This is a genomic window from Methyloversatilis discipulorum, from assembly GCF_000527135.1.
Lineage (GTDB): Bacteria > Pseudomonadota > Gammaproteobacteria > Burkholderiales > Rhodocyclaceae > Methyloversatilis > Methyloversatilis discipulorum.
Genome location: NZ_AZUP01000001.1, coordinates 2,099,982 through 2,126,060 on the forward strand (window position 1 = coordinate 2,099,982; position 26,079 = coordinate 2,126,060).

Annotated in this window: 27 protein-coding genes; 15 read left to right on the top strand and 12 right to left on the bottom strand. The window is 65.1% G+C overall.

The genetic code is table 11. The annotated features are described in order from the left end of the window. Window position 1: 1 nt before the first annotated feature. Window positions 2-844: a YihY/virulence factor BrkB family protein gene (locus METFAM1_RS0109665; protein WP_232419716.1), complete on the bottom strand. Its 843-nt coding sequence runs from the start codon at window positions 842-844 to the stop codon at window positions 2-4. 81 nt (window positions 845-925) lie between these two features. On the opposite strand from METFAM1_RS0109665, the gene wrbA reads away from it, so the two are divergent. Together wrbA and METFAM1_RS0109675 are read left to right on the top strand one after the other, a co-directional pair. Further along, complete coding sequence (gene wrbA / locus METFAM1_RS0109670) at window positions 926-1,519, top strand: NAD(P)H:quinone oxidoreductase (RefSeq protein ID WP_019919410.1); 594 nt, start codon at window positions 926-928, stop codon at window positions 1,517-1,519. A gap of 2 nt (window positions 1,520-1,521) precedes the next feature. Continuing rightward, window positions 1,522-1,881: a DUF2069 domain-containing protein gene (locus METFAM1_RS0109675; RefSeq protein ID WP_019919411.1), complete on the top strand. Its 360-nt coding sequence runs from the start codon at window positions 1,522-1,524 to the stop codon at window positions 1,879-1,881. A gap of 15 nt (window positions 1,882-1,896) precedes the next feature. On the opposite strand, the gene METFAM1_RS0109680 is transcribed toward METFAM1_RS0109675, so the two are convergent. The 5 genes from METFAM1_RS0109680 to METFAM1_RS0109700 all read right to left on the bottom strand — a co-directional run bounded on the left by METFAM1_RS0109680 (window position 1,897) and on the right by METFAM1_RS0109700 (window position 8,087). Continuing rightward, window positions 1,897-3,441 carry a 2-isopropylmalate synthase gene (locus tag METFAM1_RS0109680; RefSeq protein ID WP_019919412.1) on the bottom strand — a complete coding sequence of 515 codons (1,545 nt, stop codon included), beginning with the start codon at window positions 3,439-3,441 and terminating at the stop codon, window positions 1,897-1,899. A 130-nt stretch (window positions 3,442-3,571) separates the two neighbouring features. Continuing rightward, window positions 3,572-4,354, bottom strand: a complete 783-nt coding sequence (gene pssA, locus METFAM1_RS0109685) for a CDP-diacylglycerol--serine O-phosphatidyltransferase (RefSeq protein WP_019919413.1) — start codon at window positions 4,352-4,354, stop codon at window positions 3,572-3,574. Between the two features lie 294 nt (window positions 4,355-4,648). Continuing rightward, window positions 4,649-5,665, bottom strand: a complete 1,017-nt coding sequence (gene ilvC / locus METFAM1_RS0109690; RefSeq protein WP_008062093.1) for a ketol-acid reductoisomerase — start codon at window positions 5,663-5,665, stop codon at window positions 4,649-4,651. 66 nt (window positions 5,666-5,731) lie between these two features. Beyond that, complete coding sequence (gene ilvN / locus METFAM1_RS0109695; RefSeq protein ID WP_019919414.1) at window positions 5,732-6,223, bottom strand: acetolactate synthase small subunit; 492 nt, start codon at window positions 6,221-6,223, stop codon at window positions 5,732-5,734. Between the two features lie 154 nt (window positions 6,224-6,377). Further along, complete coding sequence (locus METFAM1_RS0109700) at window positions 6,378-8,087, bottom strand: acetolactate synthase 3 catalytic subunit (RefSeq protein ID WP_019919415.1); 1,710 nt, start codon at window positions 8,085-8,087, stop codon at window positions 6,378-6,380. A 138-nt stretch (window positions 8,088-8,225) separates the two neighbouring features. Here METFAM1_RS0109700 and METFAM1_RS0109705 point away from each other — a divergent pair, with 138 nt between their 5' ends. Genes METFAM1_RS0109705 through METFAM1_RS0109720 form a run of 4 tightly spaced genes read left to right on the top strand, consistent with a single transcriptional unit; the run spans window position 8,226 to window position 10,151 of the window. Next, the gene (locus tag METFAM1_RS0109705) at window positions 8,226-8,792 is read left to right on the top strand and encodes an RNA polymerase sigma factor (protein ID WP_081627203.1); all 567 of its coding nucleotides are present in this window, start codon (window positions 8,226-8,228) and stop codon (window positions 8,790-8,792) included. After that, on the top strand, window positions 8,789-9,214 hold the full coding sequence (locus METFAM1_RS0109710) for a DUF3619 family protein (protein WP_019919417.1): 426 nt from the start codon (window positions 8,789-8,791) through the stop codon (window positions 9,212-9,214). The genes METFAM1_RS0109705 and METFAM1_RS0109710 overlap by 4 nt, the downstream gene beginning before the upstream one ends. Then, complete coding sequence (locus METFAM1_RS0109715; RefSeq protein WP_019919418.1) at window positions 9,214-9,666, top strand: DUF3106 domain-containing protein; 453 nt, start codon at window positions 9,214-9,216, stop codon at window positions 9,664-9,666. Before METFAM1_RS0109710 ends, METFAM1_RS0109715 begins: the two co-directional genes overlap by 1 nt. Before the next feature lie 53 nt (window positions 9,667-9,719). Further along, window positions 9,720-10,151: an RDD family protein gene (locus METFAM1_RS0109720; RefSeq protein ID WP_019919419.1), complete on the top strand. Its 432-nt coding sequence runs from the start codon at window positions 9,720-9,722 to the stop codon at window positions 10,149-10,151. A 9-nt stretch (window positions 10,152-10,160) separates the two neighbouring features. Here the strand turns inward: METFAM1_RS0109720 and lptG are convergent, their stop codons facing one another. Together lptG and lptF are read right to left on the bottom strand one after the other, a co-directional pair. Then, on the bottom strand, window positions 10,161-11,234 hold the full coding sequence (gene lptG, locus METFAM1_RS0109725; RefSeq protein ID WP_019919420.1) for an LPS export ABC transporter permease LptG: 1,074 nt from the start codon (window positions 11,232-11,234) through the stop codon (window positions 10,161-10,163). A 3-nt stretch (window positions 11,235-11,237) separates the two neighbouring features. Further along, window positions 11,238-12,320, bottom strand: coding sequence for an LPS export ABC transporter permease LptF (gene lptF, locus METFAM1_RS0109730; RefSeq protein ID WP_019919421.1), 1,083 nt, complete (start codon window positions 12,318-12,320; stop codon window positions 11,238-11,240). A gap of 126 nt (window positions 12,321-12,446) precedes the next feature. Here lptF and METFAM1_RS0109735 point away from each other — a divergent pair, with 126 nt between their 5' ends. The 4 genes from METFAM1_RS0109735 to METFAM1_RS0109750 are packed head-to-tail and all read left to right on the top strand — an operon-like array spanning window position 12,447 to window position 17,950. Continuing rightward, entirely contained in the window at window positions 12,447-13,940 is a 1,494-nt protein-coding gene (locus METFAM1_RS0109735) for a leucyl aminopeptidase (RefSeq protein WP_024300614.1), read from the top strand. Between the two features lie 7 nt (window positions 13,941-13,947). Continuing rightward, window positions 13,948-14,367 carry a DNA polymerase III subunit chi gene (locus tag METFAM1_RS0109740; RefSeq protein WP_019919423.1) on the top strand — a complete coding sequence of 140 codons (420 nt, stop codon included), beginning with the start codon at window positions 13,948-13,950 and terminating at the stop codon, window positions 14,365-14,367. Beyond that, window positions 14,364-14,978 (top strand): hypothetical protein, encoded by a 615-nt coding sequence (locus tag METFAM1_RS0109745; protein WP_019919424.1) that lies wholly within the window; start codon window positions 14,364-14,366, stop codon window positions 14,976-14,978. The genes METFAM1_RS0109740 and METFAM1_RS0109745 overlap by 4 nt, the downstream gene beginning before the upstream one ends. A 29-nt stretch (window positions 14,979-15,007) precedes the next feature. Beyond that, window positions 15,008-17,950 (top strand): valine--tRNA ligase, encoded by a 2,943-nt coding sequence (locus METFAM1_RS0109750; RefSeq protein WP_019919425.1) that lies wholly within the window; start codon window positions 15,008-15,010, stop codon window positions 17,948-17,950. A gap of 104 nt (window positions 17,951-18,054) precedes the next feature. Here METFAM1_RS0109750 and METFAM1_RS0109755 read toward each other — a convergent pair whose 3' ends face one another. The 3 genes from METFAM1_RS0109755 to METFAM1_RS0109765 all read right to left on the bottom strand — a co-directional run bounded on the left by METFAM1_RS0109755 (window position 18,055) and on the right by METFAM1_RS0109765 (window position 20,574). After that, window positions 18,055-18,759: a glutathione S-transferase family protein gene (locus METFAM1_RS0109755; RefSeq protein ID WP_019919426.1), complete on the bottom strand. Its 705-nt coding sequence runs from the start codon at window positions 18,757-18,759 to the stop codon at window positions 18,055-18,057. A 34-nt stretch (window positions 18,760-18,793) separates the two neighbouring features. Then, a complete protein-coding gene (locus tag METFAM1_RS0109760) occupies window positions 18,794-19,021 on the bottom strand; it encodes a sulfurtransferase TusA family protein (RefSeq protein ID WP_019919427.1) in 228 nt (75 codons plus the stop codon). A 98-nt stretch (window positions 19,022-19,119) separates the two neighbouring features. Beyond that, window positions 19,120-20,574: a M48 family metalloprotease gene (locus tag METFAM1_RS0109765; protein WP_019919428.1), complete on the bottom strand. Its 1,455-nt coding sequence runs from the start codon at window positions 20,572-20,574 to the stop codon at window positions 19,120-19,122. A gap of 208 nt (window positions 20,575-20,782) precedes the next feature. On the opposite strand from METFAM1_RS0109765, the gene METFAM1_RS0109770 reads away from it, so the two are divergent. The 5 genes from METFAM1_RS0109770 to METFAM1_RS0109790 all read left to right on the top strand — a co-directional run bounded on the left by METFAM1_RS0109770 (window position 20,783) and on the right by METFAM1_RS0109790 (window position 25,040). After that, the gene (locus tag METFAM1_RS0109770) at window positions 20,783-21,253 is read left to right on the top strand and encodes a response regulator (RefSeq protein ID WP_019919429.1); all 471 of its coding nucleotides are present in this window, start codon (window positions 20,783-20,785) and stop codon (window positions 21,251-21,253) included. Next, a complete protein-coding gene (gene moaC / locus METFAM1_RS0109775) occupies window positions 21,250-21,753 on the top strand; it encodes a cyclic pyranopterin monophosphate synthase MoaC (RefSeq protein ID WP_019919430.1) in 504 nt (167 codons plus the stop codon). Before METFAM1_RS0109770 ends, moaC begins: the two co-directional genes overlap by 4 nt. A 136-nt stretch (window positions 21,754-21,889) precedes the next feature. Beyond that, window positions 21,890-23,380 (top strand): CYTH and CHAD domain-containing protein, encoded by a 1,491-nt coding sequence (locus tag METFAM1_RS0109780; RefSeq protein ID WP_019919431.1) that lies wholly within the window; start codon window positions 21,890-21,892, stop codon window positions 23,378-23,380. 79 nt (window positions 23,381-23,459) lie between these two features. After that, window positions 23,460-23,918, top strand: coding sequence for a SixA phosphatase family protein (locus METFAM1_RS0109785; RefSeq protein ID WP_019919432.1), 459 nt, complete (start codon window positions 23,460-23,462; stop codon window positions 23,916-23,918). A 3-nt stretch (window positions 23,919-23,921) separates the two neighbouring features. Further along, window positions 23,922-25,040, top strand: a complete 1,119-nt coding sequence (locus METFAM1_RS0109790; protein WP_019919433.1) for a serine hydrolase domain-containing protein — start codon at window positions 23,922-23,924, stop codon at window positions 25,038-25,040. On the opposite strand, the gene METFAM1_RS0109795 is transcribed toward METFAM1_RS0109790, so the two are convergent. Beyond that, window positions 25,013-26,050 (bottom strand): methyltransferase family protein, encoded by a 1,038-nt coding sequence (locus METFAM1_RS0109795; protein WP_019919434.1) that lies wholly within the window; start codon window positions 26,048-26,050, stop codon window positions 25,013-25,015. The genes METFAM1_RS0109790 and METFAM1_RS0109795 overlap by 28 nt on opposite strands. Window positions 26,051-26,079 lie beyond the last annotated feature (29 nt).

Genomic DNA, 26,079 nt, shown 5'->3' on the forward strand with positions numbered 1-26,079 from the left:
GTCACCCGGAGTGCCGCACGCTCCGGTCGTGCAGCACGGCGGTCACCGCCGCGCCGAACAGCACGATGGACCAGAACAGGTAGAGCCAGAGCAGAAAAACCGGCAGCGTGGCCAGCGCGCCATAGACCACCGCATAACCGGGCATGTGCTCGATGTACAGACTGAGCACCTTCTGCATCAGCGTGAGCAGCGCGGTTGCCACGACGGCGCCCCACAGCGCGGGGCGCAGGCCGACGGCGGCGCGCGGCAGGGTCCGGTAGAGCAAAAACAGGAAACCGGCGGTGACCAGCGCTGCCGCACTGCGCAGCAGGAAAACCTTGACCCAGGCCGGTTCATTCACCATGCCGAGCGAGGCGGTGACGAGGTAGAGGCTCAGCGCCGTGCCGGCGCCGAGCGCGAACGGTGCGAGTACCGGCAGCGCCAAATAGATCAGCGCAGTGCGCCGCAGCCGCCGGGGCGGTCGCTGCGGCCACATCGCATTGAGCGCGTGGTCGGCGGTGCGCACCCACACCCAGGCACTCCCGAGCAGGAGCAGCAGATCGACCAGCGACAGCCGCCGCGCCTTGGCGACGAAGCGCGTCGCGTGACGGACCACCGCCGAGCCGGCATCGTCCGGCAGCAAGGACCCGGTCAGATAGACCTGCAGCGGCTTGCCGAACTGCAGCGCGTCCGGCAGCCAGACGGACAGCTGACGCACCAGTACGATCAGCGGCACCAGCGCGAACAGCAAGGCGAACGCGAGCGCGGCCGCCGACTGCGCGGCGCGGCCCTCGCGGTGTCGCGATGCGGCTGCACCCAGCACGTGAAAAGGACGAATCAGAAGATCGATCAGCGGTGAAGACATCGGGGAAGGTGGCAGGCCCGTCAGCAGATCGGGGCCGGCAAAGCTGTACACTCCGGGCCTCATTCTGCTGGATGGCCCGCATTGAAAGAAATTCTCGTCCTGTATTACAGCCGCTACGGATCGACGCTGAACCTGGCACGCCAGATCGGTCGCGGCATCGATTCGGTCGACGGCGCGGCAGCGCGCCTGCGCACGGTACCGCCGGTATCGACCGTCTGCGAGGCGACCGCTCCGGCCGTGCCGGACAACGGTGCGCCCTACGCGGAAGCCCGCGACCTCGACGAATGCATCGGCCTCGCCCTTGGCAGTCCGACCCGCTTCGGCAACATGGCCGCGCCGCTGAAGTACTTTCTCGACGGTACCAGCCCGCAGTGGCTGGCCGGTGCACTCGCCGGCAAGCCGGCCGCGGTCTTCACCTCGACCACCTCGATGCATGGCGGACAGGAGAGCACGCTGCTCAGCATGATGCTGCCGCTGCTGCACCACGGCATGCTCATCGTCGGCCTGCCCTATTCCGAACCCGATCTGTCGACCACGCCGGACGGCGGCACGCCCTACGGCGCCAGCCACGTAAGCGGGCACGATGGGCGACCTCAGTTGTCCGAAGCCGAAGCACGGCTCGCTTTCGCGCTCGGCCGCCGGCTTGCGCTGACCGCACTCAAACTCACCGCCTGACCATGACCGCACGACACTGGAACCTGCTGGCCTCGTCCAGCCTGATCGCCCTCATCCTGCTCGGCCTCGCCTGGGAGCTGTGGTTGGCTCCGCTGCGGCCGGGCGGTTCGTGGCTGGTGCTGAAGATACTGCCGCTGCTCGGCGCGCTGTTCGGCATCCTGCGCGGCAAGCGCTACACGCATCAATGGATGTCGCTGCTCAGCCTCGCTTACTTCACCGAAGGCATCGTGCGCGCGACTTCGGACAGCAGCCCGTCGGCACAGCTGGCCCTCGCCTACACACTGCTGTCGGTGGCGCTGTTCCTCGGCTGCCTGTTCTACTCCAAGCTGACCGCGCCGAGCCGGCTCGCGCAATCGCGCTAGCCGGCGCGCCGTCGTTCAGATCGGGCTTTCGCCCTGCGGGTTGAGTTTCTGCACGCCCTGCAGCTTGTTCAGCGCATTGATGTAGGCCTTCGCGGACGCCACGATGATGTCGGTGTCGGCGCCCTGGCCATTGACGATGCGACCGCCCAGCGCCAGACGCACCGTCACCTCGCCCTGCGCATCGGTGCCGGTGGTGATCGCATTGACCGAATACAGCAGCAGTTCGGCGCCGCTCTTCGCCACCGACTCGATGGCACAGAAGGCGGCATCGACCGGGCCGCTGCCGTTGGACGACACCTTCACTTCGCGCCCGTCGTCCGACAGCGTGACCACGGACTGCGGCAGTTCCCCGGTTTCCGAGCGCGAGCTCAGCGCCACCAGTTTGTACTGCTCCTGCTCCGGCGTGACCGCTTCGTCGCTCATCAGCGCCTGGATATCCTCGTCGAAGATTTCGTGCTTCTTGTCGGCCAGCTCCTTGAATGCGGCGAAAGCGACGTTGAGCTGCTCCTCGGACTCGACCACGATGCCCAGTTCGGTCAGTCGGGCGCGGAAGGCGTTGCGGCCCGAGTGCTTACCGAGCACCAGCTTGTTGGTGTTCCAGCCTACGTCCTCGGCACGCATGATTTCGTAGGTTTCGCGGTGCTTGAGCACGCCGTCCTGGTGGATGCCGGATTCGTGCGCGAAGGCGTTGGCACCGACCACCGCCTTGTTTGGCTGCACCGGATAACCGGTGATGGTGGACACCAGGCGCGACGCCGGCACGATCTGCGTCGCGTCGATGCGCGTCTCGACACCGAACACGTCGCGGCGCGTGCGCACCGCCATCACGATCTCCTCCAGCGAAGCGTTGCCCGCGCGCTCGCCGAGACCGTTGATGGTGCACTCGACCTGACGGGCGCCGGCCATTACTGCGGCCAGCGAATTGGCGACCGCCATGCCGAGGTCGTTGTGGCAGTGCGTGGACCACACTACCTTGTCGGCACCCGGGACGCGCTCGATCAGGATGCGCATGCGCTCTGCCCACTGCGCCGGTACCGAATAGCCGACGGTGTCCGGCACGTTGATCGTCTTCGCGCCGGCCTTGATCACCTCGGTGAACACGCGCACCAGGAAGTCGATGTCGGAGCGCACCGCGTCCTCGGCCGAGAACTCGACATCCTCGGTGTACTCCCGCGCCCAGCCGATCGCCTTGATCGCCTGCTCGACCACCTGGTCGGGGCTCATCCGCAGCTTCTTCTCCATGTGGATGGGGCTGGTCGCGATGAAGGTGTGGATGCGCCCGCTGGCTGCCGGCTTGATCGCCTCGCCGGCGCGACGGATGTCGTTCTCGCTGGCGCGCGCCAGCGAACAGACCGTCGACTCGCGGATCGCCTCGGCCACCGCGCGCACGGATTCGAAATCGCCATTCGACGCAGCGGCAAAGCCGGCCTCGATCACGTCCACCCGCATCTTTTCCAACTGGCGGGCGATGCGCAGTTTCTCGTCGCGCGTCATCGAGGCGCCCGGGCTCTGTTCGCCGTCGCGCAGCGTGGTGTCGAAAATGATGAGGCGATCAGTCATGGCAGTCTCCGGGGTGCATCCGTCGTGGTGCGGACACACAAGATCGGTTCTTCAAACAGGCAATGGGCCGTGAACGGCTCAGGGTCGCGAATATAGTCGCCGGGCCGCACCGCGACAACGGCGCGCCAGCTCAAGCCTCGGGCGGCGGAGGCGAGGGCGATTGCGGCTTCTGTCGCGAGAAACGGACCAGCCACATCACGTAGCCGGACAGCCCGTAGGCGACGAACAGGCTGAACAGCACCACCGGCGGGTTCACCGACACGGCGACGAAGGCCAGCACGAAACCGAAAATGACGATGAAGGGCACGCTGCGGCGCAGGTTGATGTCCTTGCCGCTCCAGAACTTCACGTTGCTCACCATCGTCAGGCCGGCGAACAGCGTGATGACGAAGGCCGCCCAGCGCATGTCCGGTCCGGTGTAGCCGTTGTCCGTCGCCACCCAGACGAGGCCGGCCACCAGCGCCGCAGCGGCCGGGCTGGGCAGGCCCTGGAAGTAGCGCTTGTCCACGGTGCCCAGATTGGTGTTGAAACGGGCCAGGCGCAGCGCGGCACCGGCGCAGTAGATGAAGGCGGCGATCCAGCCCCATTTGCCCAGACCGCGCATCGCCCACTCGTAGGCGATCAGCGCCGGAGCGGCACCGAAGGACACCATGTCGGACAGCGAATCGAATTCGGCGCCGAAGGCCGATTGCGTATGGGTGAGCCGCGCGACGCGGCCGTCGAGTCCGTCGAGCACCATGGCGATGAAGATGGCGACCGCCGAGTATTCGTAGCGTCCATTCATCGCCTGCACGATGGCGTAGAAACCTGCGAACAATGACGCCGTCGTGAACAGATTGGGCAGGATGTAGATGCCGCGCCGGCGTTTCACCGGATCCGCAGGCTTGATGTATTGCGGGTCGTATTCGGACATGCATTCACTCCGACGAACCATGCGCGGGATCACCGCCGCACGGTTTTTGCGTTTCAGGCCGGTTCGGCCCCCGATGCTCGCGACGCCCGCTTCATGGACAAATTCGCCCCGGCGCCGCGAACTGACGACAGGCTGCGAGCCGCCCCGAACGTATCAGGATGACGCGCATCGCGGAAGCGTTCAATGGTGACGCGAGAGCCCCTCGAGTGCGCCGCATCGCCCGGCCTGGAATGCAAAAGGCCCGGCGGTCCGGGCACGCAAGTGCCGGAACCGCCGGGCCAGGCGAGACGCCAATCAGTTCTTCGACTGGTCGACCAGCTTGTTCTTGGTGATCCACGGCATCATGCCGCGCAGCTGCGCGCCGACCTTCTCGATCTCGTGGGCGGCGGTCAGGCGACGACGGGCGGTCATCTCCGGATAGTTGGTGCGGCCTTCGAGAATGAAGTTCTTCGCGTAGTTGCCGTTCTGGATGTTGGCCAGGCACTCCTTCATCGCAGCGCGGGCTTCGCCGGCGATCACGCGCGGGCCGGTGACGTATTCACCGTATTCCGCGTTGTTCGAGATCGAGTAGTTCATGTTGGCAATGCCGCCCTCGAAGATCAGGTCGACGATGAGCTTCACTTCGTGCAGGCATTCGAAGTAGGCCATTTCCGGCGCGTAACCGGCTTCGGTCAGCGTTTCGTAGCCGGCCTTGATCAGTTCGACCAGACCACCGCACAGAACGGCCTGCTCGCCGAACAGATCGGTTTCGGTCTCTTCGCGGAACGAGGTTTCGATCACACCGCCCTTGGTGCCGCCGTTCGCAGCTGCGTACGACAGCGCGAGGTCGCGCGCCTTGCCCGACTTGTCCTGGTACACGGCGATCAGCGACGGCACACCGCCTCCGCGCAGGTACTCGGAGCGCACGGTGTGGCCCGGGCCCTTCGGGGCGACCATGACGACATCCAGGTCTTCGCGCGGGATGACCTGGTTGTAATGGATGTTGAAGCCGTGGGCGAACGCCAGGGTCGCGCCCTTCTTGATGTTCGGCTCGACGTCACCGTAATACACCTGCGGAATGTTTTCGTCCGGCAGCAGGATCATGACCAGATCGGCACCCTTCACCGCGTCGGCCACTTCCTTCACCTTCAGGCCGGCGCCTTCCGCCTTCTTCCACGACGCGCCGCCCTTGCGCAGGCCGACCGTGACCTTGACGCCGGAATCCGACAGGTTCTGTGCGTGGGCATGGCCTTGCGAACCGTAGCCGACGATGGTGACTTTCTTGCCTTTGATCAGGGACAGGTCTGCGTCCTTGTCGTAGAAGACTTTCATGGGTTTTCCCTTGTGCTGTGTAGGTTTATGCGGTGCTGCGGGCTGGAGCGGAATGCGGTGTGCGGATCAGAGGCGCAGGATGCGGTCGCCGCGGCCGATGCCGGCGACGCCGGTGCGCACGGTTTCCAGGATCAGCGAACTGTCGATGGCGCCGACGAAGGAATCGAGTTTGGCCGTGTTGCCGGTAAGTTCGATCACATAGGTCGAGTCGGTCACGTCGATGATGCGGCCGCGGAAGATGTCGGCGACGCGCTTCAGTTCTTCGCGGTCCTTGCCGGTGGCACGTACCTTGATGAGCATCAGTTCGCGCTCGATGTGCGCGGCTTCGGACAGGTCGACCACCTTGACCACCTCGATCAGCTTGTTCAGCTGCTTGGTGATCTGCTCGATGATGTCGTCCGAGCCGGTGGAAATGATGGTCATGCGCGACAGCGAACCGTCTTCGGTCGGTGCCACGGTCAGCGATTCGATGTTGTAGCCACGCGCCGAGAACAGGCCGGACACGCGCGACAGCGCACCCGCTTCGTTCTCGATCAGTACGGAAATAACATGCCTCATTGCGAGCGCCTCTTTCTGGAAATCAGGAACCGCCGCCGCGAAGACGGGCTGCCGGAGGCCGGTGCCCGCGGCCTGACGGACCGGTAAGTCCGTCAGGCGGACCCGGCGACGCATGGCTGCCGGGGTCCGCGCACGACAGTGTCGGGGTATTGCGTTACAGGTCCTCGGACGACAGGATCATGTCGGTCAGACCCTTGCCGCCCATCACCATCGGATACACGTTTTCGGTCGGATCGACCTGGAAGTCGATGAACACCAGATCGTTCTTGCGCTTGAAGGCCTCGCGCAGCGCGTCTTCGACGTCACCCGGCTTTTCAACGCGGATGCCGACGTGGCCGTAGGCCTCGGCCAGCTTGGCGAAATCGGGCAGCGAATCCATGTAGGACTCGGAATAGCGGTTGCCGTGGATGATTTCCTGCCACTGGCGGACCATGCCCAGATACCGGTTGTTCAGGCTGCAGATCTTCAGCGGAATGCGGTACTGCTTGCAGGTCGACAGTTCCTGGATGTTCATCTGCACCGACCCTTCACCGGTCACCACCGCCACCGGCGAGCCCGGATGGGCAAGCTGCACGCCGATGCCGTAGGGAATGCCGACGCCCATCGTGCCCAGACCACCGGAATTGAGCCAGCGGCGCGGCTTGTCGAACTTGTAGTACTGGGCCGCCCACATCTGGTGCTGGCCGACGTCGGACGTGATGAAGGCGTCGCCCTTGGTCACTTCCCACAGCTTTTCGACCACGAACTGCGGCTTGATCACTTCGTCGCTCTGCTTGTACTTCAGGCAGTCGCGACGACGCCATTCCTCGATCTGCTTCCACCACTCGCCGAGCGCTTCCTTGTCCGGACGGTCGTTCGACGCGTCGAGCAGACGCAGGATGTCGTCCAGCACGTCCGGCAGGTTGCCGACGATGGGCACGTCCACCTTCACGCGCTTGGAAATCGACGACGGGTCGATGTCGATATGGATGATCTTGCGCGCAACACGGGCGAAGTCGGCCGGGTTGCCGATCACTCGGTCATCGAAGCGGGCGCCGACCGCGATCAGCACGTCGCAGTACTGCATCGCCATATTGGCTTCGTAGTTGCCGTGCATGCCCAGCATGCCGACGAACTGCTTGTCGGTCGCCGGATAGGCGCCCAGGCCCATCAGCGTGTTGGTACACGGGGCACCCAGCGTGCGCACCAGCTTGGTCAGCTTTTCCGAACAGTCGGACAGGATGACGCCGCCACCGGCGTAGATCATCGGGCGCTTGGCTTCCAGCAGCAGCTGGACGGCCTTCTTGATCTGGCCCTGATGACCCTTGGTGATCGGGTTGTAGGAACGCATCGTGACCGACTTCGGGTAGTCGAACTCGGCCTTGGCCATCGTGATGTCCTTCGGGATATCGACCAGCACCGGGCCCGGACGGCCGGTCTTCGCGATATAGAAGGCCTTCTTGATGGTGGTCGCGATGTCCTTAACGTCCTTGACCAGGAAGTTGTGCTTTACGCAGGGCCGGGTGATGCCGACCGTGTCGCATTCCTGGAAGGCATCCTGACCGATGGCCGCGGTCGGCACCTGACCGGAAATGATCACCATCGGGATCGAATCCATGTAGGCGGTCGCGATGCCGGTGATCGCGTTGGTCACACCGGGACCGGAAGTCACCAGCGCAACGCCGACGCGCTCGGTCGAACGCGAATAGGCGTCAGCGGCATGCAGCGCAGCCTGCTCGTGGCGGACCAGTACGTGCCGGACCTTGTCCTGCTTGAAAAGCTCGTCGTACAGGTACAGTACGGCGCCGCCGGGATAGCCGAAAACATACTCGACCTTTTCTTCCGCAAGGCACCTGACTACAATTTCCGCTCCGGTCAAAAGCATCGCCACACCTGTAAAAAAATTCCGGAAAAGCCGCAAAGGGTAGCTGTCGCACAGTTCCCGGTCAAGGCATTTTCGGCATCGCACGGGCCTGACCGCCCGCTCCGCAGCGATCGCCACCCACCCTGAGAAAGACACATCCTGGCATCTCGCGAAGAACTTTCCGGCTTTCTCGCCGCGGTCGAACGGCGCGCCTTCAAACAGGCCGTATTCGCGCTGCGCGACGACGAATCCGCACTCGATGCCGTGCAGGACGCGATGATGAAACTCGCGGAAAAGTACGCCGACCGCCCGGCGGAAGAGTTTCCGATGCTGTTCCAGCGCATCCTGCAGAACGTGATCCGAGACATGTTCCGGCGGCGCAAGGTGCGCTCGACCTGGACCACGCTGTTGTCGTCCTTCACCGGCGCAGACGAGGACGACGATTACGACCCGCTCGACAACATGGTGATCGACGAGCCGTCTGAACTCGGCCGTACGCCAGAGCAGAACCTCGAACAGAGCGAGGTGATGGCTCTGATAGAGCGTGAAATATCCCGCCTCCCTGCACGTCAACGCGAAGCTTTTCTGATGCGTTACTGGGAGGAATTGGACATTGCCGAAACGGCCGCCGTCATGGGCTGTTCGGAAGGCAGCGTCAAGACGCATTGCTCGCGCGCGACCCATGCGCTCGCTGCCGCCCTCAAACTGCGTGGCATCAAGTTATGAAATCCACCGTTCGAACGACATTTCCGCCCTCGGCGACCGATGAGGCCGCGATCGGCCAGCGCGCGCACGCAGCGCTCGAAGCCTCCTGCACCGAACTGCCCCCCGACATCGTTTTCCGCCTGCGCCAGTCGCGCGAGCGGGCACTGGCTGCCGCCACGCCGCGCCGCCGACTGGCGTGGCTGCCCCGTCTCGCCGGGCTGCCGGGCAATCTGGGCGGAGGCTGGCTGCGCGACGGACTGGCGCCGACCGTCGGCATCCTGATGCTCGCACTGATCGCCGCCCTGGCCAGCCAGCAATCACAGGACGAGCGCTTCAACGAATCCCTCGACATCGACAGCGCCCTGCTGACCGACGATCTGCCTATCGACGCCTACCTCGATCGCGGTTTCGGGGCCTGGCTCGACAGCCAGGGCAGATCCTGATGCGACGCAAGTTTGCAGGTGCGCTGCTTGCAGCCACCCTTGCCTGCGCCGGCGCGTCGGCGCAGTCCCGTGCGCCGGGCTGGCATCAGCTCGGTCAGGCCGAACAGGCCATCCTTTCGCCGCTGGCTGCCGACTGGGACAGCTTCGACGCCGAACGCCGCCGCAAATGGCTCGACCTCGCTGCCCGCTACCCGTCGATGACGGTCGAGGAACAGTCGCGGATGCGCGCGCGCATGAGCTACTGGGGCAGCCTGACGCCGCAGGAGCGTATCGAGGCACGCGAGCGCTACAAGCGCCTGCAGGCAATGCCCGCCGACCAGCGCGAGACGCTGCGCCGGCAATGGGAAGCCTACGAAGGGCTGTCGCCCGAGGAACGCAGCCGGCTTGGCGCGGCCCAACGCCCCGGCACCAAGGCGCCGGGCGCGGCGGCCGCAGCGCCGGTCCGCAAATAAACAGGCAGCTTCGCCGTCCACTTCTTCATGCGGCCACGCCGCACCGCTTCCACATGTCAGACACGACCCGTTATCCGGCGGCCGGCCTGCGCCGGCGCCTCGCATCGCTGCTCTATGAATCCCTGCTGCTGCTCGGCGTGCTGGCGGCCGGCTTCATGCTGCCCTATCTGATCGTCGGACTGTTCTTCGAACTCGCGCCGCAGGGCTGGTTTGCCTGGCTGCACATCCTGCTGCTGCTTGGCCTGTACTTCGTCCATTACTGGCGCCGCGGCGGACAGACGCTGGCCATGCAGACCTGGGGGATACGCGTCGTCGACGCCACGCAGGACAGGCCGCCCGAACTGAAACGCGCCCTGGCGCGCTATCTGCTGAGTTGGCCGTCACTGCTGTTCTGCGGCGTTGGACTGTTCTGGGCGCTGTTTGACCGTGACCGTCAGTTCCTGCACGACAGGCTGGCCGGCACGCGCGTGATCCGCATCAAGTAGGCGGGCCGCTCAGCGGCGGTCCTCCCACCACAGCATGGCCGCCGCAGCGAACACGAAGAGGAAGCCGGGCGTCAGTGCCGCCGCATAAGGCGGCCACGAGTTGATCGCGCCGAGGTTGGAGAACAGGCCGTTCAGCATGTGGAACAGCACGCCGATCATCACCCCGGTGAACACCTTGATGCTGACCGCCGCATTGCGGTTGTGCATGTAGGCGAAGGGCAAGGCGAGCGCCAGCATGACGAAGCAGGCGAGCGGGTAGCTGAATTTCTTCCACAGCGCGATTTCGTAGCGGCCGGTTTCCTGCCGGTTGTCCGACAGGTGCCGGATGTAGTGCCACAGCTTCCACGCCGACATCCGTTCCGGCACCACCAGCATCACGCTCATCACGTCCGGGCTGAGATCGGAATCCCACACCAGCGTGTCCGACTTGCTCACTTTGGCACCGCTCTCCGAGAAGTCGGTGCGGATGACATTGGTGAGCACCCATCCGGCCGGCGCTTGATAACCGCCGCTTGCCGCCTCCAGGACGGACAACAGTTCGCGGCTGTCGTTGAACTCGAAAATGCGGATCTTGCGCAGCACCCCCTCGGGCGTGACGCTGCCGATGTTGACGAAGTCGTGACCGTCCTTGACCCAGAAGCCGCTGCGGAACTCGCCTGTAAGCAGCTGTGAACGGGCGGACAGCTTCAGTTCCTGCGCCGCGCGCTCGGCTGGCGGCGCAATGAACTCGCCGGTGACAAAGGTGAGCAGCACGAAGGGCAGGCCGATGCGTGCAAGCAGACGCAGGATGCGACCGGTCGACATGCCCGAAGCACGCAGCACGGTGATTTCCGAATGGCGCGACAGCGTGGTCAGTGAATACAGCGCGCCGATCAGCACCGCGATCGGCAGCGTTTCGTAAACGCGACCGGGCATGGTCAGCACGGTATACATCACCGCGTGCTGCAGGCCGTAATTGCCACGTCCGAGATTGTCCAGCTCGTTGATCAGGTCGAAAAACCCGAACAGCCCGAGGAAGGCAGCCAGCACCAGCAGGGTGGCCAGGGCGACTTCACGGCGGATGTAGCGTTCGTGGATCAGCATCGATCAGCGGCTCAGCCAGGTGCGCGGGAGGTGGCCATAAATGCGCCAGGCGAACATGCCGGCCAGCAGCAGGAACATGCCGCCATGCAGCGTCCACAGCACGCCGCTGAATGACAGCTTGCCCTGCGACACCCAGGCCTGGGTGATGCTCAGCAGATTCGAGTAGACGAGATAGATCAGCAGCGCCATCAGCAGATTGTTGGCGCGCCCGGCGCGCGGATTGACGAAAGACAGCGGAATTGCGAGCAGAGCCAGGTTGAGTGCGGCGATCGGAAGACCGATGCGGAAAGCCAGCTCGCCCATGTTCGGAGCCGTCGGATCGGCCAGCAATTCCTCGACCGTCAGCAGATAGGGGCGTGACTCGACGCCCTGCGCCTCCTTCGTTTCGATGCGCACCGCGTAACGCTCGAATTCCATCACGCGGTACTCCGGGCTGCCCGGCTCGCCTTCGTAGCGGCGCCCGTTCAGCAGCACGACGAAGCGATCGCCCGACTCCATGGTCTGCGTATAGCCGTCACCGGCGACGATGACGCCGACCTTGCCCTTGTCGGTCGTGCTGACGAAGATGTTCTTGACCGCGCCATCGGTGCCATCGCCGCTCTCGACGAAGAACACCCGGTTGGCCTGCGACGACTCGCGGAAGCTGCCGGGCGACATCTGCGCCACGTCATCGCGGTTGCTCATGCGGGTACGGAACTCGGCGCTCTTCACCTGCGACCACGGCGCCAGATACAGCGACAGAACCCCCACCGCGATCACCATCGGCAAGGCGAACAGCAGCACGGGCCGCACCCAGGCGGACAGCGGCAGGCCGGTGGAGAACCACACCACCATCTCCGAATCCCGCCAGCTGCGCGACATCGCCAGCAACACCGATATGAACAGCGTCAGCGACAGGATCACGCCGAGATAGCGCAACGCGCCGAAGCCGAGCAGCGCCATCACCGCTTCCGATGCCACTTTCCCGCCCGCCGCCTGTCCGAGCAGGCGCACGAGCTGGGTGGACAGCACGATCGCAAACAGTGCGACGAACACCGTCAAAGCAGTACTGGCAAATTCGCGCAGGGCGGCGCGCTGGAAGATCAAGCCTGGGGCTCCGTGCGGAACGCCTTCGCGCAAAGGCGCGTCAGGCCGTTCTTTTTTGACTCGCGCGCGGCTTCACGCCGATAATCGGACGACTTGAAGCAGCGCGAACTGATAGAGGAGAAGCGGGTGGAATTTAGCATAAAGAGCGGCAGCCCCGAGAAACTGCGCACCTGCGCCCTGGTGGTCGGCGTGTTCGAGTCGCGCAAACCGGCCTCCGCCGCCGCGGCGCTCGACGCCGCCAGCAAGGGTCGCATCGCCGACATCCTCGGCAGCGGCGACATGGACGGCAAGTCCGGCAGCACGCTGCTGCTGCACAAGTTGCCGGGCATCGCCGCCGAGCGCGTGCTGCTGGTCGGTCTTGGCAAGGAAAAGGAATTCGGTCTCAAGGAGTACCGCGACGCCGTCTCCGCCAGCGTGCGCGCGCTGCGCGACACCGGCGCCCGTGATGCGGTGAGCACGCTGGCCGAAGTCGCCCCGCGCAAGGTCGGCACGGCCGGTGCGCTGCGTCAGGCGGCGATCGTCGCACTCGACGTGCTCTACCGCTACGACACGCACGCCCGCAACAAGAAGGACGAGTCGCGAGCGCTGGCCGCACTCGGCTTCACGCTGCCGAAGAAGACTGCCACATCGGCCGCTGCCGATGCGCTCGCTCAGGGCGAGGCGATCGGTCACGGCATGGCGCTGGCCAAGACCCTCGGCAACCTGCCGCCCAACGTCTGCACGCCGACCTATCTCGCCGAACAGGCGCTCGAACTGGGCAAGAGGTCGGACATCGCCGTCACCGTGCTCGACCGCGCCGACATGCAGAAACTGGGCATGGGCTCTTTCCTGTCGGTCGCCGCCGGCTCGCGCCAGCCGCCCAAATTCATCGCGATGGAGTACCGCGCCGGCAAGAAGAACGAGGCGCCCATCGTGCTGGTCGGCAAGGGCATCACCTTCGACACCGGCGGCATCTCGCTGAAGCCGGGCGAAGGCATGGACGAGATGAAGTACGACATGTGCGGCGCCGCCAGCGTGCTCGGCACCTTCCAGGCGCTGGCCGCGATGAAGCTGCCGCTGAACGTGATCGGCCTCATCCCGACCACCGAAAACATGCCGGGCGGTGCAGCCACGCGGCCGGGTGACGTGGTCAAGTCGATGTCCGGCCAGACCATAGAAATCCTGAACACCGACGCCGAAGGCCGGCTCATCCTGTGCGATGCGCTGACCTACGCCGAGCGCTACGAACCCGCCTGCGTGGTCGATATCGCGACGCTGACCGGCGCCTGCATCATCGCGCTGGGCCACGTCACCAGCGGTCTGATGGCCAACGACGACGCGCTGGCCGATGAGCTGTTGGCGGCCGGTCAGACCGCGTGGGACCGCGCCTGGCGTCTGCCGATCTGGGAGGATTACCAGGAGCAGCTGAAGAGCAACTTCGCCGACATGGGCAATATCGGCGGCCGGCCGGCCGGTTCGATCACGGCCGCCTGCTTCCTCGCGCGCTTCGCGAAGAAGTTCAAGTGGGCGCACCTGGACATCGCCGGCACAGCCTGGAAGAGCGGCAAGGACAAGGGCGGCACCGGTCGTCCGGTACCGCTGCTGACCCACTTCCTGCTCGAACGCGCCGGCAAGCTCTGAGGCACGCATGGCGGTCGCCGAATTCCACCACGACGCGCCCGACAAGCTTCGCCACGCCTGCGCGCTGGTGGCGCAGTGGCATGCCGCGGGGCGTCGCGTGTGGATACATTGCGACAACGATGCGCTGGCCACGCGGCTCGATCAGATGCTCTGGGTGTTCGAGCCGCTGGCCTTCATTCCGCATGTGCGCGACGGCCACCCGCTGAGCGACGCGACGCCGGTGCGCATCGGTCGCGATCCGGCGTCGGCCCCGGTCGATGCGATCCTGCTCAACATGGCGCACGATGTGCCTGCCGGTTTCGAGCAACGCGCGCACATCGTCGAGATCGTCAGTCAGGACCCCGCCGACCGCGACGCGGCGCGCACGCGCTACGTACGCTACCGGCAGGGCGGATTCGACATGCAGACAAGAAAGGCTGAAGCATGAGCGACGACCTGATCGGCCGAGCCGATTCGCTGATGCGGCGCAGCCGCACCTTCGTCGCCGGCCGGGTCGCCCCGGCCGTGGTGGACGACGGCATCCCGCTGCTGACCGAGGAAGTGGATCTCGACACCCTGGTGCCGGAACCCGAGGACCGCAGCGCCGAAATCACCGCGGCGGTGACCGCGGAGGTCACGGAGCGCGTAACGGCCGAAGTCACCGAGCGGGTCACCGCGGAGGTGACCGAACGCGTCACCGCCGACGTGACGGAACGCGTAACCGGAGAGGTTGCGCGCTCGGTCGGCACCGAAGTCCGGGAACGTCTGCAGCAGAGGACCTCCGACGCACTGTCGCAGCAGTTTTCCGACCTGCCCGCGCTGATCCAGAGCCGTATCGACGACTGGTGCACGACCACGCTGCCGGCGCTGGTCAGCATCGAGATGCAGGTGGCGTTCGAGGCGGCGCTGGGCGCCGCACTGGAGAGTGCAACAGCCCGCATCCGCGAACAGGCAGTACTCGATCTGCGTGAATCCATCGCCGCCGACATCGAAAACCGCAGTCAGGCCGTGCTCAACGCCACGGTCGAACCATCGGACCAGCCCGACCAGCCCCTATAATCGCGGGTTTGCATCCAAGCAGACCCGTCATGACGCTGGCCAAGAGCTTCGAACCGGCCGACATCGAACGCCGCTGGTACCCCGAGTGGGAATCGCGCGGCTACTTCGCTGCCGGCCTGGACACCGACACCCCGAACAAGTCGAACTTCTGCATCCTGCTGCCGCCGCCGAACGTCACCGGCACGCTGCACATGGGTCACGGTTTCAACCAGACCCTGATGGACGCTCTCACCCGCTATCACCGGATGCGTGGCGACAACACGCTGTGGCAGCCGGGTACCGACCACGCCGGCATCGCCACCCAGATCGTGGTCGAGCGCCAGCTCGACGCCCAGGGCATCTCCCGCCACGACCTCGGCCGCGAGGAATTCGTGAAGAAGGTGTGGGAATGGAAGGAGTACTCCGGCTCCACCATCACCCGCCAGATGCGCCGTCTCGGCACCTCGCCCGACTGGACGCGCGAGCGCTTCACGATGGACGAAGGCCTGTCGAAGATCGTCACCGAAACCTTCGTCCGTCTGCATCAGGAAGGTCTGATCTACCGCGGCAAGCGTCTGGTGAACTGGGATCCGGTGCTGGGCACCGCGGTGTCCGACCTCGAAGTGGTGCAGGAAGAGGAAGCCGGTTCACTGTGGCACATCCACTATCCGCTGGCTGATGGTTCCGGTCATCTGACCGTCGCCACGACCCGCCCGGAAACCATGCTGGGCGACGTCGCCGTGATGGTGCATCCGGAGGACGAACGCTACAGCGCGCTGATCGGCAAGACGGTGAAGCTGCCGCTGACCGACCGGGAGATTCCGGTCATCGCTGACAGCTACGTCGATCGCGAATTCGGCACCGGCGTGGTCAAGGTGACTCCGGCGCACGATTTCAACGACTACGCGGTCGGCCAGCGGCATGGACTGCCGATGATTTCCATCCTGACGCTGGATGCGAAGATCAACGATAACGCGCCGGAGAAATATCGCGGCCTCGACCGCTTTGCTGCGCGCAAGGCCATCGTCACCGACCTCGAAGCAGCCGGCCTGCTGGAGAAGACCGACAAGCACACGCTGAAAGTGCCGCGCGGCGACCGCACCAATGCCGTGATCGAGCCCATGCTGACCGACCAGTGGTTCGTCGCGATGAGCAAGCCAGGCAAGGACGGCAAGAGCATCACGCAGAAGGCGCTCGACGTGGTGGCAAACGGCGAGATCCGCTTCCACCCGGAAAACTGGGTGAACACCTACAACCAGTGGCTGAACAACATCCAGGACTGGTGCATATCGCGCCAGCTGTGGTGGGGCCACCAGATTCCGGCCTGGTATGACGATCAGGGCAACGTGTTCGTCGCGCATTCCGAAGCCGAGGCCTACCAGAAGTATTTTGAACACCTCGCGCAATCGAAGCCGGACCTGAAGCGCCTCGCCATCGCCACCGCGATGGCGCGCGAAATGTCCGGCGACACGCTGCCCGAAGTCGGCCGCAATTACGCGATCAAGGAAAACCTGCCGCTGCTCAAGCGCGACGAGGACGTGCTCGACACCTGGTACTCGTCGGCGCTGTGGCCCTTCTCGACGCTGGACTGGACGCCGGACTGGGAGCCGGGCAACCCGGAGAAGAGCAATCCGGCGCTCGACCTCTACCTGCCGTCGTCGGTGCTGGTGACCGGTTTCGACATCATCTTCTTCTGGGTGGCGCGCATGGTCATGATGACCACGCACATCACCGGTCGCATTCCGTTCCGCGACGTCTATGTGCACGGTCTCATCCGCGACGCGGAAGGCCAGAAAATGTCGAAGTCCAAGGGCAACGTGCTGGACCCGATCGACCTGATCGACGGCATCGCACTCGACGATCTGGTGAAGAAGCGCACCACCGGCCTGATGAATCCGAAGCAGGCGGAACAGATCGAGAAGCGCACGCGCAAGGAATTCCCGGACGGCATTCCCGCCTTTGGCACCGACGCGCTGCGCTTCACCTTCGCCTCGCTGGCCAGCCCCGGCCGCGACATCAAGTTCGACATGCAGCGCTGCGAGGGCTACCGCAACTTCTGCAACAAGCTGTGGAACGCCACCCGCTTCGTGCTGATGAACTGCGAAGGTCAGGACTGCGGCATGGCGCCGTGCAACGAGGACTGCGGACCGGACGGCCCGCTGCACTTCCAGGCACCGGACCTGTGGATCGTCAGCGAACTGCAGCGTGTCGAGGCCGAAGTCGAGAAGCAATTCGGCGACTACCGCTTCGACCTGGTGGCGCAGGCGATCTACCGCTTCGTCTGGGACGAGTACTGCGACTGGTACCTCGAACTGGCCAAGGTGCAGATCCAGAACGGCACGCCGGCCCAGCAGCGCGCCACCCGCCGCACCCTGCTCCGAGTGCTGGAAACCGTGCTGCGCCTGGCTCATCCCCTCATTCCCTTCATCACCGAAGAGCTGTGGCAGACCGTCGCGCCGCTCGCCGACCGCAAGGAAGGCGAGTCGATCCAGCTGGTGCGCTACCCGCAGGCCAATCTGACGCGCATCGACGCGACCGCCGACGCCTGGGTGGCGGAGCTGAAGACCATGATCGACGCCTGCCGCAGCCTGCGTGGCGAAATGGGCGTGTCGCCGGCCACCAAGGTACCGCTGCTCGCCGCCGGCAAGACCGAGGCGATCCGCGGCTACGCGCCCTACCTGGCCGCGCTCGCCAAGCTCAGCGAGGTACAGGCGGTCGGTGACGCGCTGCCGGATTCGCCGGCGCCGGTGCAGGTGGTGGGCGATTTCCGTCTGATGCTGAAGATCGAGATCGACGTCGCCGCCGAACGCGAGCGCGTCGGCAAGGAAATCGCCCGCGTCAAAGGCGAGATCGCGAAATGCGAAGCCAAGCTCGGCAACGAAAGCTTCGTCGGCCGAGCCCCCGCCGCTGTGGTCGATCAGGAGCGCAAGCGCCTAGCCGATTTCGGTGATCTGCTGGTCAAGCTGGAAGAACAACTGGGGCGGTTGGGGTGACTCGAGGGGCTGGGGGCTAGGGGTTTGGGGCTAGCGGATTGCGGGCGGCGAAGCCGCCCGGAGACTTTCCTAGTCCCTAGCCTCTAGTTCCTAGCCCCTCTCCGCTAGCCCCTCCAATAAACCTGCCTCATCCGCTCGCAGTAGCGCACGATGGACGGGTAGTCGCGCTCGATCAGCCGTTTGAACGGAATGTCCACATCGACGAACACGACATTTGCCAGCAGGCCGTAGGCCGTTGCGTCGATGCTGGAGGGGTGTCCGAACAGGAAGGGCTTGTCGCCGAGCACGGTGGCGACGGCGTCAATATCGCGCATGCCCATTTCAATAATTTCGTCGGCCGTGTGGCGGCCGACCCCGGCTGCCTTCACCTGCTTCACCATGCCGCCGCGCGCCAGTGCCGGCACGAACCACTTGTATGGCGCGCCGAGTCCGCCGAAGAAGGCGTCGCGCGTGGCCGGCCAGTAGCGGTCGTCGGCCCAGCGGAAATGAAGTACGCACCAGTAGGTGTGCTCTTCCAGCGTGCGCTGAAGCAACAGCGATTGCGCGCGCTGGTCGCGATCGAGATGGTCGTCCAGCGCCACGCCGTGACGCCGCTTCAGGTGATCGATGATGAGGCCGCTGTCCGCCACCACGGTGCCGTCGTCGTCGATGATGTGCGGCAGCTTGCCTTTCGGCGCCTTGCCCAGATTCATCGTGTAGACGTTCTGATAGGGCAGCCCGGCCATGCGCAGCCAGGTTTCGAGCTTCAGGCAGAAGCCGCTTGCGTTGGGGAGGCCCATCGCCGGGGGAAACTGGAACAGACGGATCATGTTGCCCCCGATGTTTTCGCGATGGCCTCAGCGCTTACTTGCGTCGCAGCAGGAAGAAGAATTCCTTGTTCGCTTCGCCGCTGTCCAGCAGGGTGTTGCCCGTCTGCCGCGCGAAAGCTTCGAAATCGCGCACCGCGCCCGGATCGGTCGCCACCACGCGCAGCACCTGACCGCTGCTCAGTTCCGAAAGCGCCTTCTTGGTGCGCAGGATGGGCAGCGGACAGTTCAGGCCGCGCGCATCCAGTTCCTTGTCGAATTCCATGTCTCACCCCGTGCTTGGAGCGGCGTTTATACCCGCTGTCGCGGCGGTGATCAACGCCACGGCTTCGTTTCCGGCGCCAGCCGACATCGCGTGACGGCCTACAGGCCGTCGCGCCGCTGCTCGGCAAGCCGTTCGCGCAGTTCGCGCAGCCGCGCATCGACCGCCGACTGCTGATAGAAATCGCCGTCCGCGGCACGCTGTGCCAGTTCGAGCTGTTCGATGGCGGCCTGGTACTGACCATTGAGCACATAGGCCTCGGCCTGCGCCCGATGTTGCGCCAGACGCTTTCCAAGCAGCGCATAGGTCTTCGCCTGGTACTGGTAGAGCTGCGGGTCCTGGGTAGAGACGGACACCTCGCCATTGACGACCGCCAGCGCCTCGTCCGGCCGATTGTCGGCCAGCAGGGCCTCGATCAGTCCGTACAGCAGCGCACGCGAACGCGCGGACCGGCTCAGGCCGTCGCGGAAGCGCTCGGCCGCCTCGGCCGGGCGCCCGGCGTCCAGGCTGATGCGACCGCCCAGGTTGTCGAGCATCGGCGACGAAAAACCTTCAGCGTGCAGCGCGTCGAGTTCCTGCTGCGCGCGCTTGAATTCGCGCAGACGCAGCGCCGCATGGGCCAGCCCGAAACGCGCTGCAACGCGGGCGTTGCCCTGGACGTCGCGCAGCCGGCTCTCGAATTCGGCCCTCGCCTCTCGCGCGTCGCCGTCGTAGGCACGCAGCTTGGCACGCACGAGCAGGAAGTCGATGCTGTCCGGCACCTGTCGATAGGCGGTCTGCTGGATGCGCGCGGCGGCGTCGGCAATACGCTCGGTGGTCAGCGGGTGCGTGCGCAGATAGGCCGGCGAGTTCGCCTCGTAGAAGCGCACCGAGCGCTGCATGCGCTCAAAGAAGGCCGCCATGCCCCGGGTGTCGAAGCCGGCGCCGTCCAGCATCTGGATGCCGATGCGGTCGGCCTCGCGCTCGAAATCGCGCGTATAGGAGAGCTGGGTGGCGATGTTCGCCGCCTGACCACCGACCAGCGCCGCCTGGGCCGCCTGTGAATTGCCGCGCGCAGCCAGCGCCGCGATGATGAGCGAGGCGATCGCGATCACGCTCATTTCGCCACGCTTCGAGTACAGCCGGGCGATATGCCGCTGCGTCACGTGCGAAATTTCGTGTGCGATCACCGAAGCGAGTTCGGATTCGCTCTGCGCCGCGACGATGAGGCCGGTGTGCACGCCGATGAAACCGCCGGGCCAGGCGAAGGCATTCAAGGTGGGGTCGCGCAGCGCGAACAGTTCGAAGCTCTGCGTCGAATCCGGCAGTTTGGCCACCAGCCGGTCGGCCAGCTGGTTCAGATAGCTGCTGATTTCCGGATCGTTGATGTAGCTGCGCTCGCGTACCCGCATGTCGCGCCACAGTGATTCGCCGATGCGGCGTTCGAGCGACGGCGGCAGATCAGCTTGGGCGACGTCGCCCAGATCAGGCAGCGTGTTGGCCGGCGCGGCGAGCGGCAGCAGGAGCAGCACGGCGACCGCCTTGCGCAGCCGGCGGGTGAACAGGAAGTGACTCATGGCGATGCTATGATAACGGGCAGGCGTGAACGGTCGTTCGGCAGCAGGTGAGCATTCGTCAGCGATCGGTTACCGCATGTGACGTCGCCGCAAAGACGGCGGCGACGCAACAAGAACGGCAGCACAGAAGGTCCGGCCGGCGCTGCGCGACGACCGACATGGTAGCCGGCCCGGCCGGTCCTCTCACCACTCAACGCCTACGTCTCCGATGTCGTCGATTCCGGTTGGTTCGCACGCCCTGCTGCTGATTGAAGATGTTCCCGAAGACGTGAAGCTGATCACCACGGCACTGCGCAACATCGTGCCTAGCGAGCAGATCCAGGTCGCCGCCTCCGGTGAGGAAGGGCTGGACTATCTGTTCGGCCGCGGTGCCTTCGTCGGGCGCGACACGCGCTACCAGCCGGCGCTGGTAATGCTGGACCTCACGCTGCCGCGCATCGACGGACTCGAAGTGCTGCGGCAGGTACGGGCCGACCCGCAGACGCACGTGCTGCCGGTGGTTATGGTGTCGGCCTCGTCGCAGCAGCGCGACATCCGTACCGCGGCACAACTGGGTGCGAACAGCTTCGTACGCAAGTCGCTCGATTTCGTCAGCTTTTCCGAAACGCTGACCCTGCTCGCCCGCTACTGGCTCGAACTTAACATCCCCCCTCCTCACCCGTCCGCAATGACACGATGAGCGCCGACGACTCACAGACTCCGCAGTCTCCGCTGACCCATTTCGACGCCGAGGGCCAGGCCCACATGGTCGACGTCGGCGACAAGGCGCACACCGCGCGGGTGGCGCGTGCCGCCGGTTCGATCACCATGCTTCCGGCCACCTTCGCGCTGGTGCGCGACGGCAACGCAAAGAAAGGCGACGTACTCGGCGTCGCCCGCATCGCCGGCATCCAGGCCTCGAAACGCACCTCGGACCTGATCCCGCTGTGCCATCCGATCGCACTGACCAAGGTGAGCGTCGAGTTCACGCTGGATGAGGCGGGCAGCCGCGTGCTCTGTGAAGTCACCGCCCGCACCACCGGCCAGACCGGCGTCGAAATGGAAGCGCTGACCGCAGCCAGCGTTGCCCTGCTCACCATCTACGACATGTGCAAGGCGGTCGATCGCGGCATGCGCATCGGCGACATCCGGTTGCTGGAGAAGGCCGGCGGCAAGTCGGGGCACTGGACCGCGGACTGAGCCCGGTGCGCGTGCGTCTGCAACGCCGCGCGTAAGTGCCGCACGGGCCTTCCGCCCGCGAGGTGACGAAGAAACCCGCTTTCGTTCTACCATCGGCCCGGTTGCGGGCACTGGACCCCGCTCAGGCACGGAAACGATGGCCCAGGAAATCGAACTCAAACTGGCGATGGCCGGCGCCGGCTGGCGCGCATTCTCCCGTCACCCGCTGCTGCGCGAGGCCATCGCGCCGGCGCACACGCAGACGCTGCGCAACCTCTATTTCGACACCCCCGACCTTGCACTGAGGCGCCAACGCGTCGCGTTGCGCCTGCGTCGCGCCGGGCGGCGCTGGCTGCAGACGGTGAAGTGCGCCAGCGCGTCGCGCGCGGGCCTGTCGTCGCGCCCTGAATGGGAGCAGCCCTTCAGCGGTCACTTCGATTTCTCGGCCATCGACGACCCGGCGCTGCGCTCCGAACTCGAAGCCCTGCGCGACCGCGGCGTGCTCGTCACCGTGTTCGACACCACCTTCGAGCGGCGCGAATGGCGTTTCAAAGCCGGTGACGGCGAACTGCTGCTGATGGCCGATCGCGGCCACATCATCGCCGGCGAGCAGCGCGAAACCATCTCCGAACTCGAACTGGAACTTGCCGGCGCCCCGGTCGACGCCCTGCTTGAGTTCGCTGGCCGTCTCGCGGCAACGCTGCCGCTGCGTGCAGAGTCACGCAGCAAGGCACAGCGCGGCTACGACCTGATGGCCGGCACCGAACCCGAACCGGTGCGCGCCGGCCGCTCGCCGATAGACCCGGAAGGCTCGGCCGCAGACGCATTCCGCGCGGTCGCGCTGGACTGCATCGCGCACTACCAGGCAAACGAACACGGCGCATTGAACAGCGACGCGCCGGAATTCATCCACCAGATGCGCGTCGCGCTGCGCCGGCTGCGCAGCGCACTGCGAGTGTTCGCGCCCGCGTTGCCGGACGGCAGCGCCGACGATCTGGCGCAGCACCTGCGTGCGCTGGCTGGCGAACTGGGCGAATTGCGCGACCGCGACGTGCTGCAGTCCGAACTGGTGGCGCCGCTGCTGGGCAAGGCGGCCTCACCAGAACTGAACGATCTCGCCAGCACACTGCTCGCGATACGCGGCGAAGTGCGCGAGCGCGTCATCAATGCCTTGCAGGACGGCAGGCAGGCCCGGCTGATGATCGCGTTGCTCGACGTGCTGCATCGGCTCGACGAACGGCAGGACGCACCATCGCTGGCCGCCCTCGCCCGCAAGCGTCTGGCGCGCGCGCACACCCGCATGATCGCCGCCGCCCGTCTGGCCAGATCCGGCGACATCGCCGCGCTGCACGCGCTGCGCATCGACGTGAAGCGGCTGCGCTACGCGCTCGAATTCAGCCTGCCGCTGCTGCACGCCAATCGCGCCCGGCGCGCGCTCGAAACGCTGGCGGCCGCACAGGAGCAGCTTGGCTTCATCAACGACCTCAGCCAGGCCGGCCCACGCCTGCTGGCCGCCGCCGGCAGCAACCCGGCGCGGCTCGCTGCGGTCGCTCAGATTGCCGCCCATCACATGCCGCGCTACCGGAAAATCGTCGACGAGGCACCGAAGCTGCTCAAGCGCCTGGAACGCATGCCGCGCCCGCGCTGAATCCGGGGCGCCGTGTCATGCATCCGTCACGTCACCTCACCACACTGCGCGCGCCTGAACAGAACACGAGGAGACATCGATGGAACTGATCCTGTGGCGCCACGCCGAAGCGCTCGACACCGTACCCGACGCCAGCCGCCAACTGTCCGCGCGCGGCGAGAAGCAGGCCAAGCAGATGGCCGCCTGGCTGAAACCCCGCCTGCCGAAGAACACCCGAATCCTGGTCAGCCCGGCCACCCGCTGTCAGCAGACCGCGCAGACACTGGAACTGGAGTTCGAAACCTCAAGGCTGTTGAGCACCGATGCGTCGGTCGCTGACCTGATTGCGGCCACTGACTGGCCGACGGGCAGCGGCGCCGTAATGGTGGTGGGGCATCAACCGACGCTGGGGCGGGTGGCGGCGTTGTTGCTGTCGGGTGAGGAGGCGGAGTGGTCGGTGAAAAAGGGTGCGGTGTGGTGGCTCAGCAATCGCGTGCGGGATGGTGCAGCCCAACACATTCTCAGGCTGTGCATTTCACCCGACCTGATCGAAGTCTGAGTAATGCGACGATTGCTGCTCGTCACCTTGACCGCGGCTCTAGCGGTGGCACACGCCAATGCCGCGCCTCGATGCACGGCCGCACTCACATCGGAACTGCAGCGCCTGCTCACTGAGCAGTCATTGCCAGCCGCCCAGTTCTCGCTGCGCGGTCGCGACGTCCAAGCCATTGATCTGGCATTCGGTGAGGCCTCGCCCGGTCGCCCCTTGACGGTGGATCAGCCGTTGCGCATCGCCAGTCTGTCGAAAATCCTGACCGGGCTAGCGGTCCTTGATGCCGATGCGGACAAGAGCTTGCCACTCGGTTCGAAACTGGTTGATGTGCTGGGCATCGACAGTGATTCGAGTGGTCGCGGCGTCGGCGGCATCACCCTGCGTGATCTGCTCGGGCACAGATCCGGCCTGCGTCGCCATGCTGGTCTGGATGAAATGCTCAGGCCCGAACCACGTTGCCCGCCTCATATCGGGCAGTTGCTGTCAGAACCACTGCACGCACCCGCCGGGGCGACTTTCCAGTATTCCAATACCGGTTATTGCCTGCTCGGCGAGGCGCTGCGCGTTCGTACAGGGCAATCGCTCGCCGACCGGGTCGCCGCGTCGATTGTCCGACGCATCGGGAGGTCGACCATCGCGCCGTACGACGAAAGTGACCTGACTGTCCGCTACCACGCCAGTCCGGACGATCCAACGGACGACCCCGCCAGCTATTACTTCAACTATCCGGCCATGCTGGCAAGTGGCGGCTTCGAGAGCAACGCTCGCGACCTCTCCCGTCTTATTACGCGGGCCTTCCCGGCAAACAGCCTCAAGGCGCTGGACACTGCGCCGCAGGCCTGTGTGCGCGCTAGTGGGCCGCGCAACTGCCACGGCCTCATCTTCCACGTCTTCGACGATGCACGAGGACAGCGAATGTTCTGGCGGGATGGCTCACTGCCGGGCGTCAGCGCGCTAGCCGTCGTTCCGGCTCACGCCCGATGGAACTGGGTGTTCATCGCCACCCGGCGCCATCGTGATGGCCTGCGCCTGAACGAACAGCTGCTGGCGGCCATCGACCATGTCGTGGCGCGCCATCTGCAGTGCGAGGAGACCGAACGTCAGACGAGACCGGGAATGAAGCGGTAGCGCACCTGTTGCATGTACTCGCGATAGCCGTTGTCGGCCATCAGCAGATGGCGCTCTTCGGTCAGCGCGCGCGCGACGTAGATCGCGGTCCAGCCGCAGAGGGACAGCAGGATGGCGATGCTGCCCAGTACCGAGGTCTGTAACGCCGCCCACAGTGGCGGCATGGCCCCCAGCCACCAGGCCAGGTTCTTGAAGGTATAGGCAGGATGGCGGATCCAGCGATAGACACCGTGTCGCACGATGCCGCGATTGGTCAGATTGCTGGCTTTGAAACCGAGGTTCGCACTGGCGGTGCTGTATATGGCAAACGTCAGCAGTACGGAAATGTTGATCGCGAACTGCAGATGCGGATCACCGACAATCGGTGTATCGCTGCTGTACCAGCCGATGAATGCCGTCAGTCCTTGGTTGAAAGGCTGGTAGCAGATGAGGCACGCCAGCCAGCCGGACAGCGTCGGATCGACCGACACGAATCCGTTCTTCAGTTTCGGATGATCCACAAGATAGCCGAAGGTGAAGCACAGCACATCAACGAAAACCACGACATGTATCAGTGGCGCATGCAGGTGTTTGTTGTATAGCTCGATCCAGTTCACGGCCACGCCAGAACCCGGAAGTGACGTCAAGCCGGAGAATGCCGCCAGATGCTGCAGCAACCAGCTGACCATCAGAGGCGCAAAGAAGAACTTCAGCAGAAGGATGCGGAGGGCCAAAGCTTCGTCGGCATCGAACACACGACCGTTACGGATCTTCTGCCAGCCCGCGCGCGCCACAACCAGCGCCTTGGATTCCGCCGCTGTCTGACGGTAGTAGAAAGGCAGTACGGCCGCATACAGCAGGATCAGCCACACATAGGCGTCGAACACAGAGAAGACGATTGCACCGTCGCTGCCGAAATGCAGCATCTGACCGAGTGAAGCACGATGCCAGGGGCTGATCTGCGTGTAAAACGTCAGGCTGATGCCAAGGAAAAGCAGCGTCGCGAGATAGCTTCGGAAAACGGAGTTCATGGAAAAAAAAGAGGCCCTCACGGGCCTCT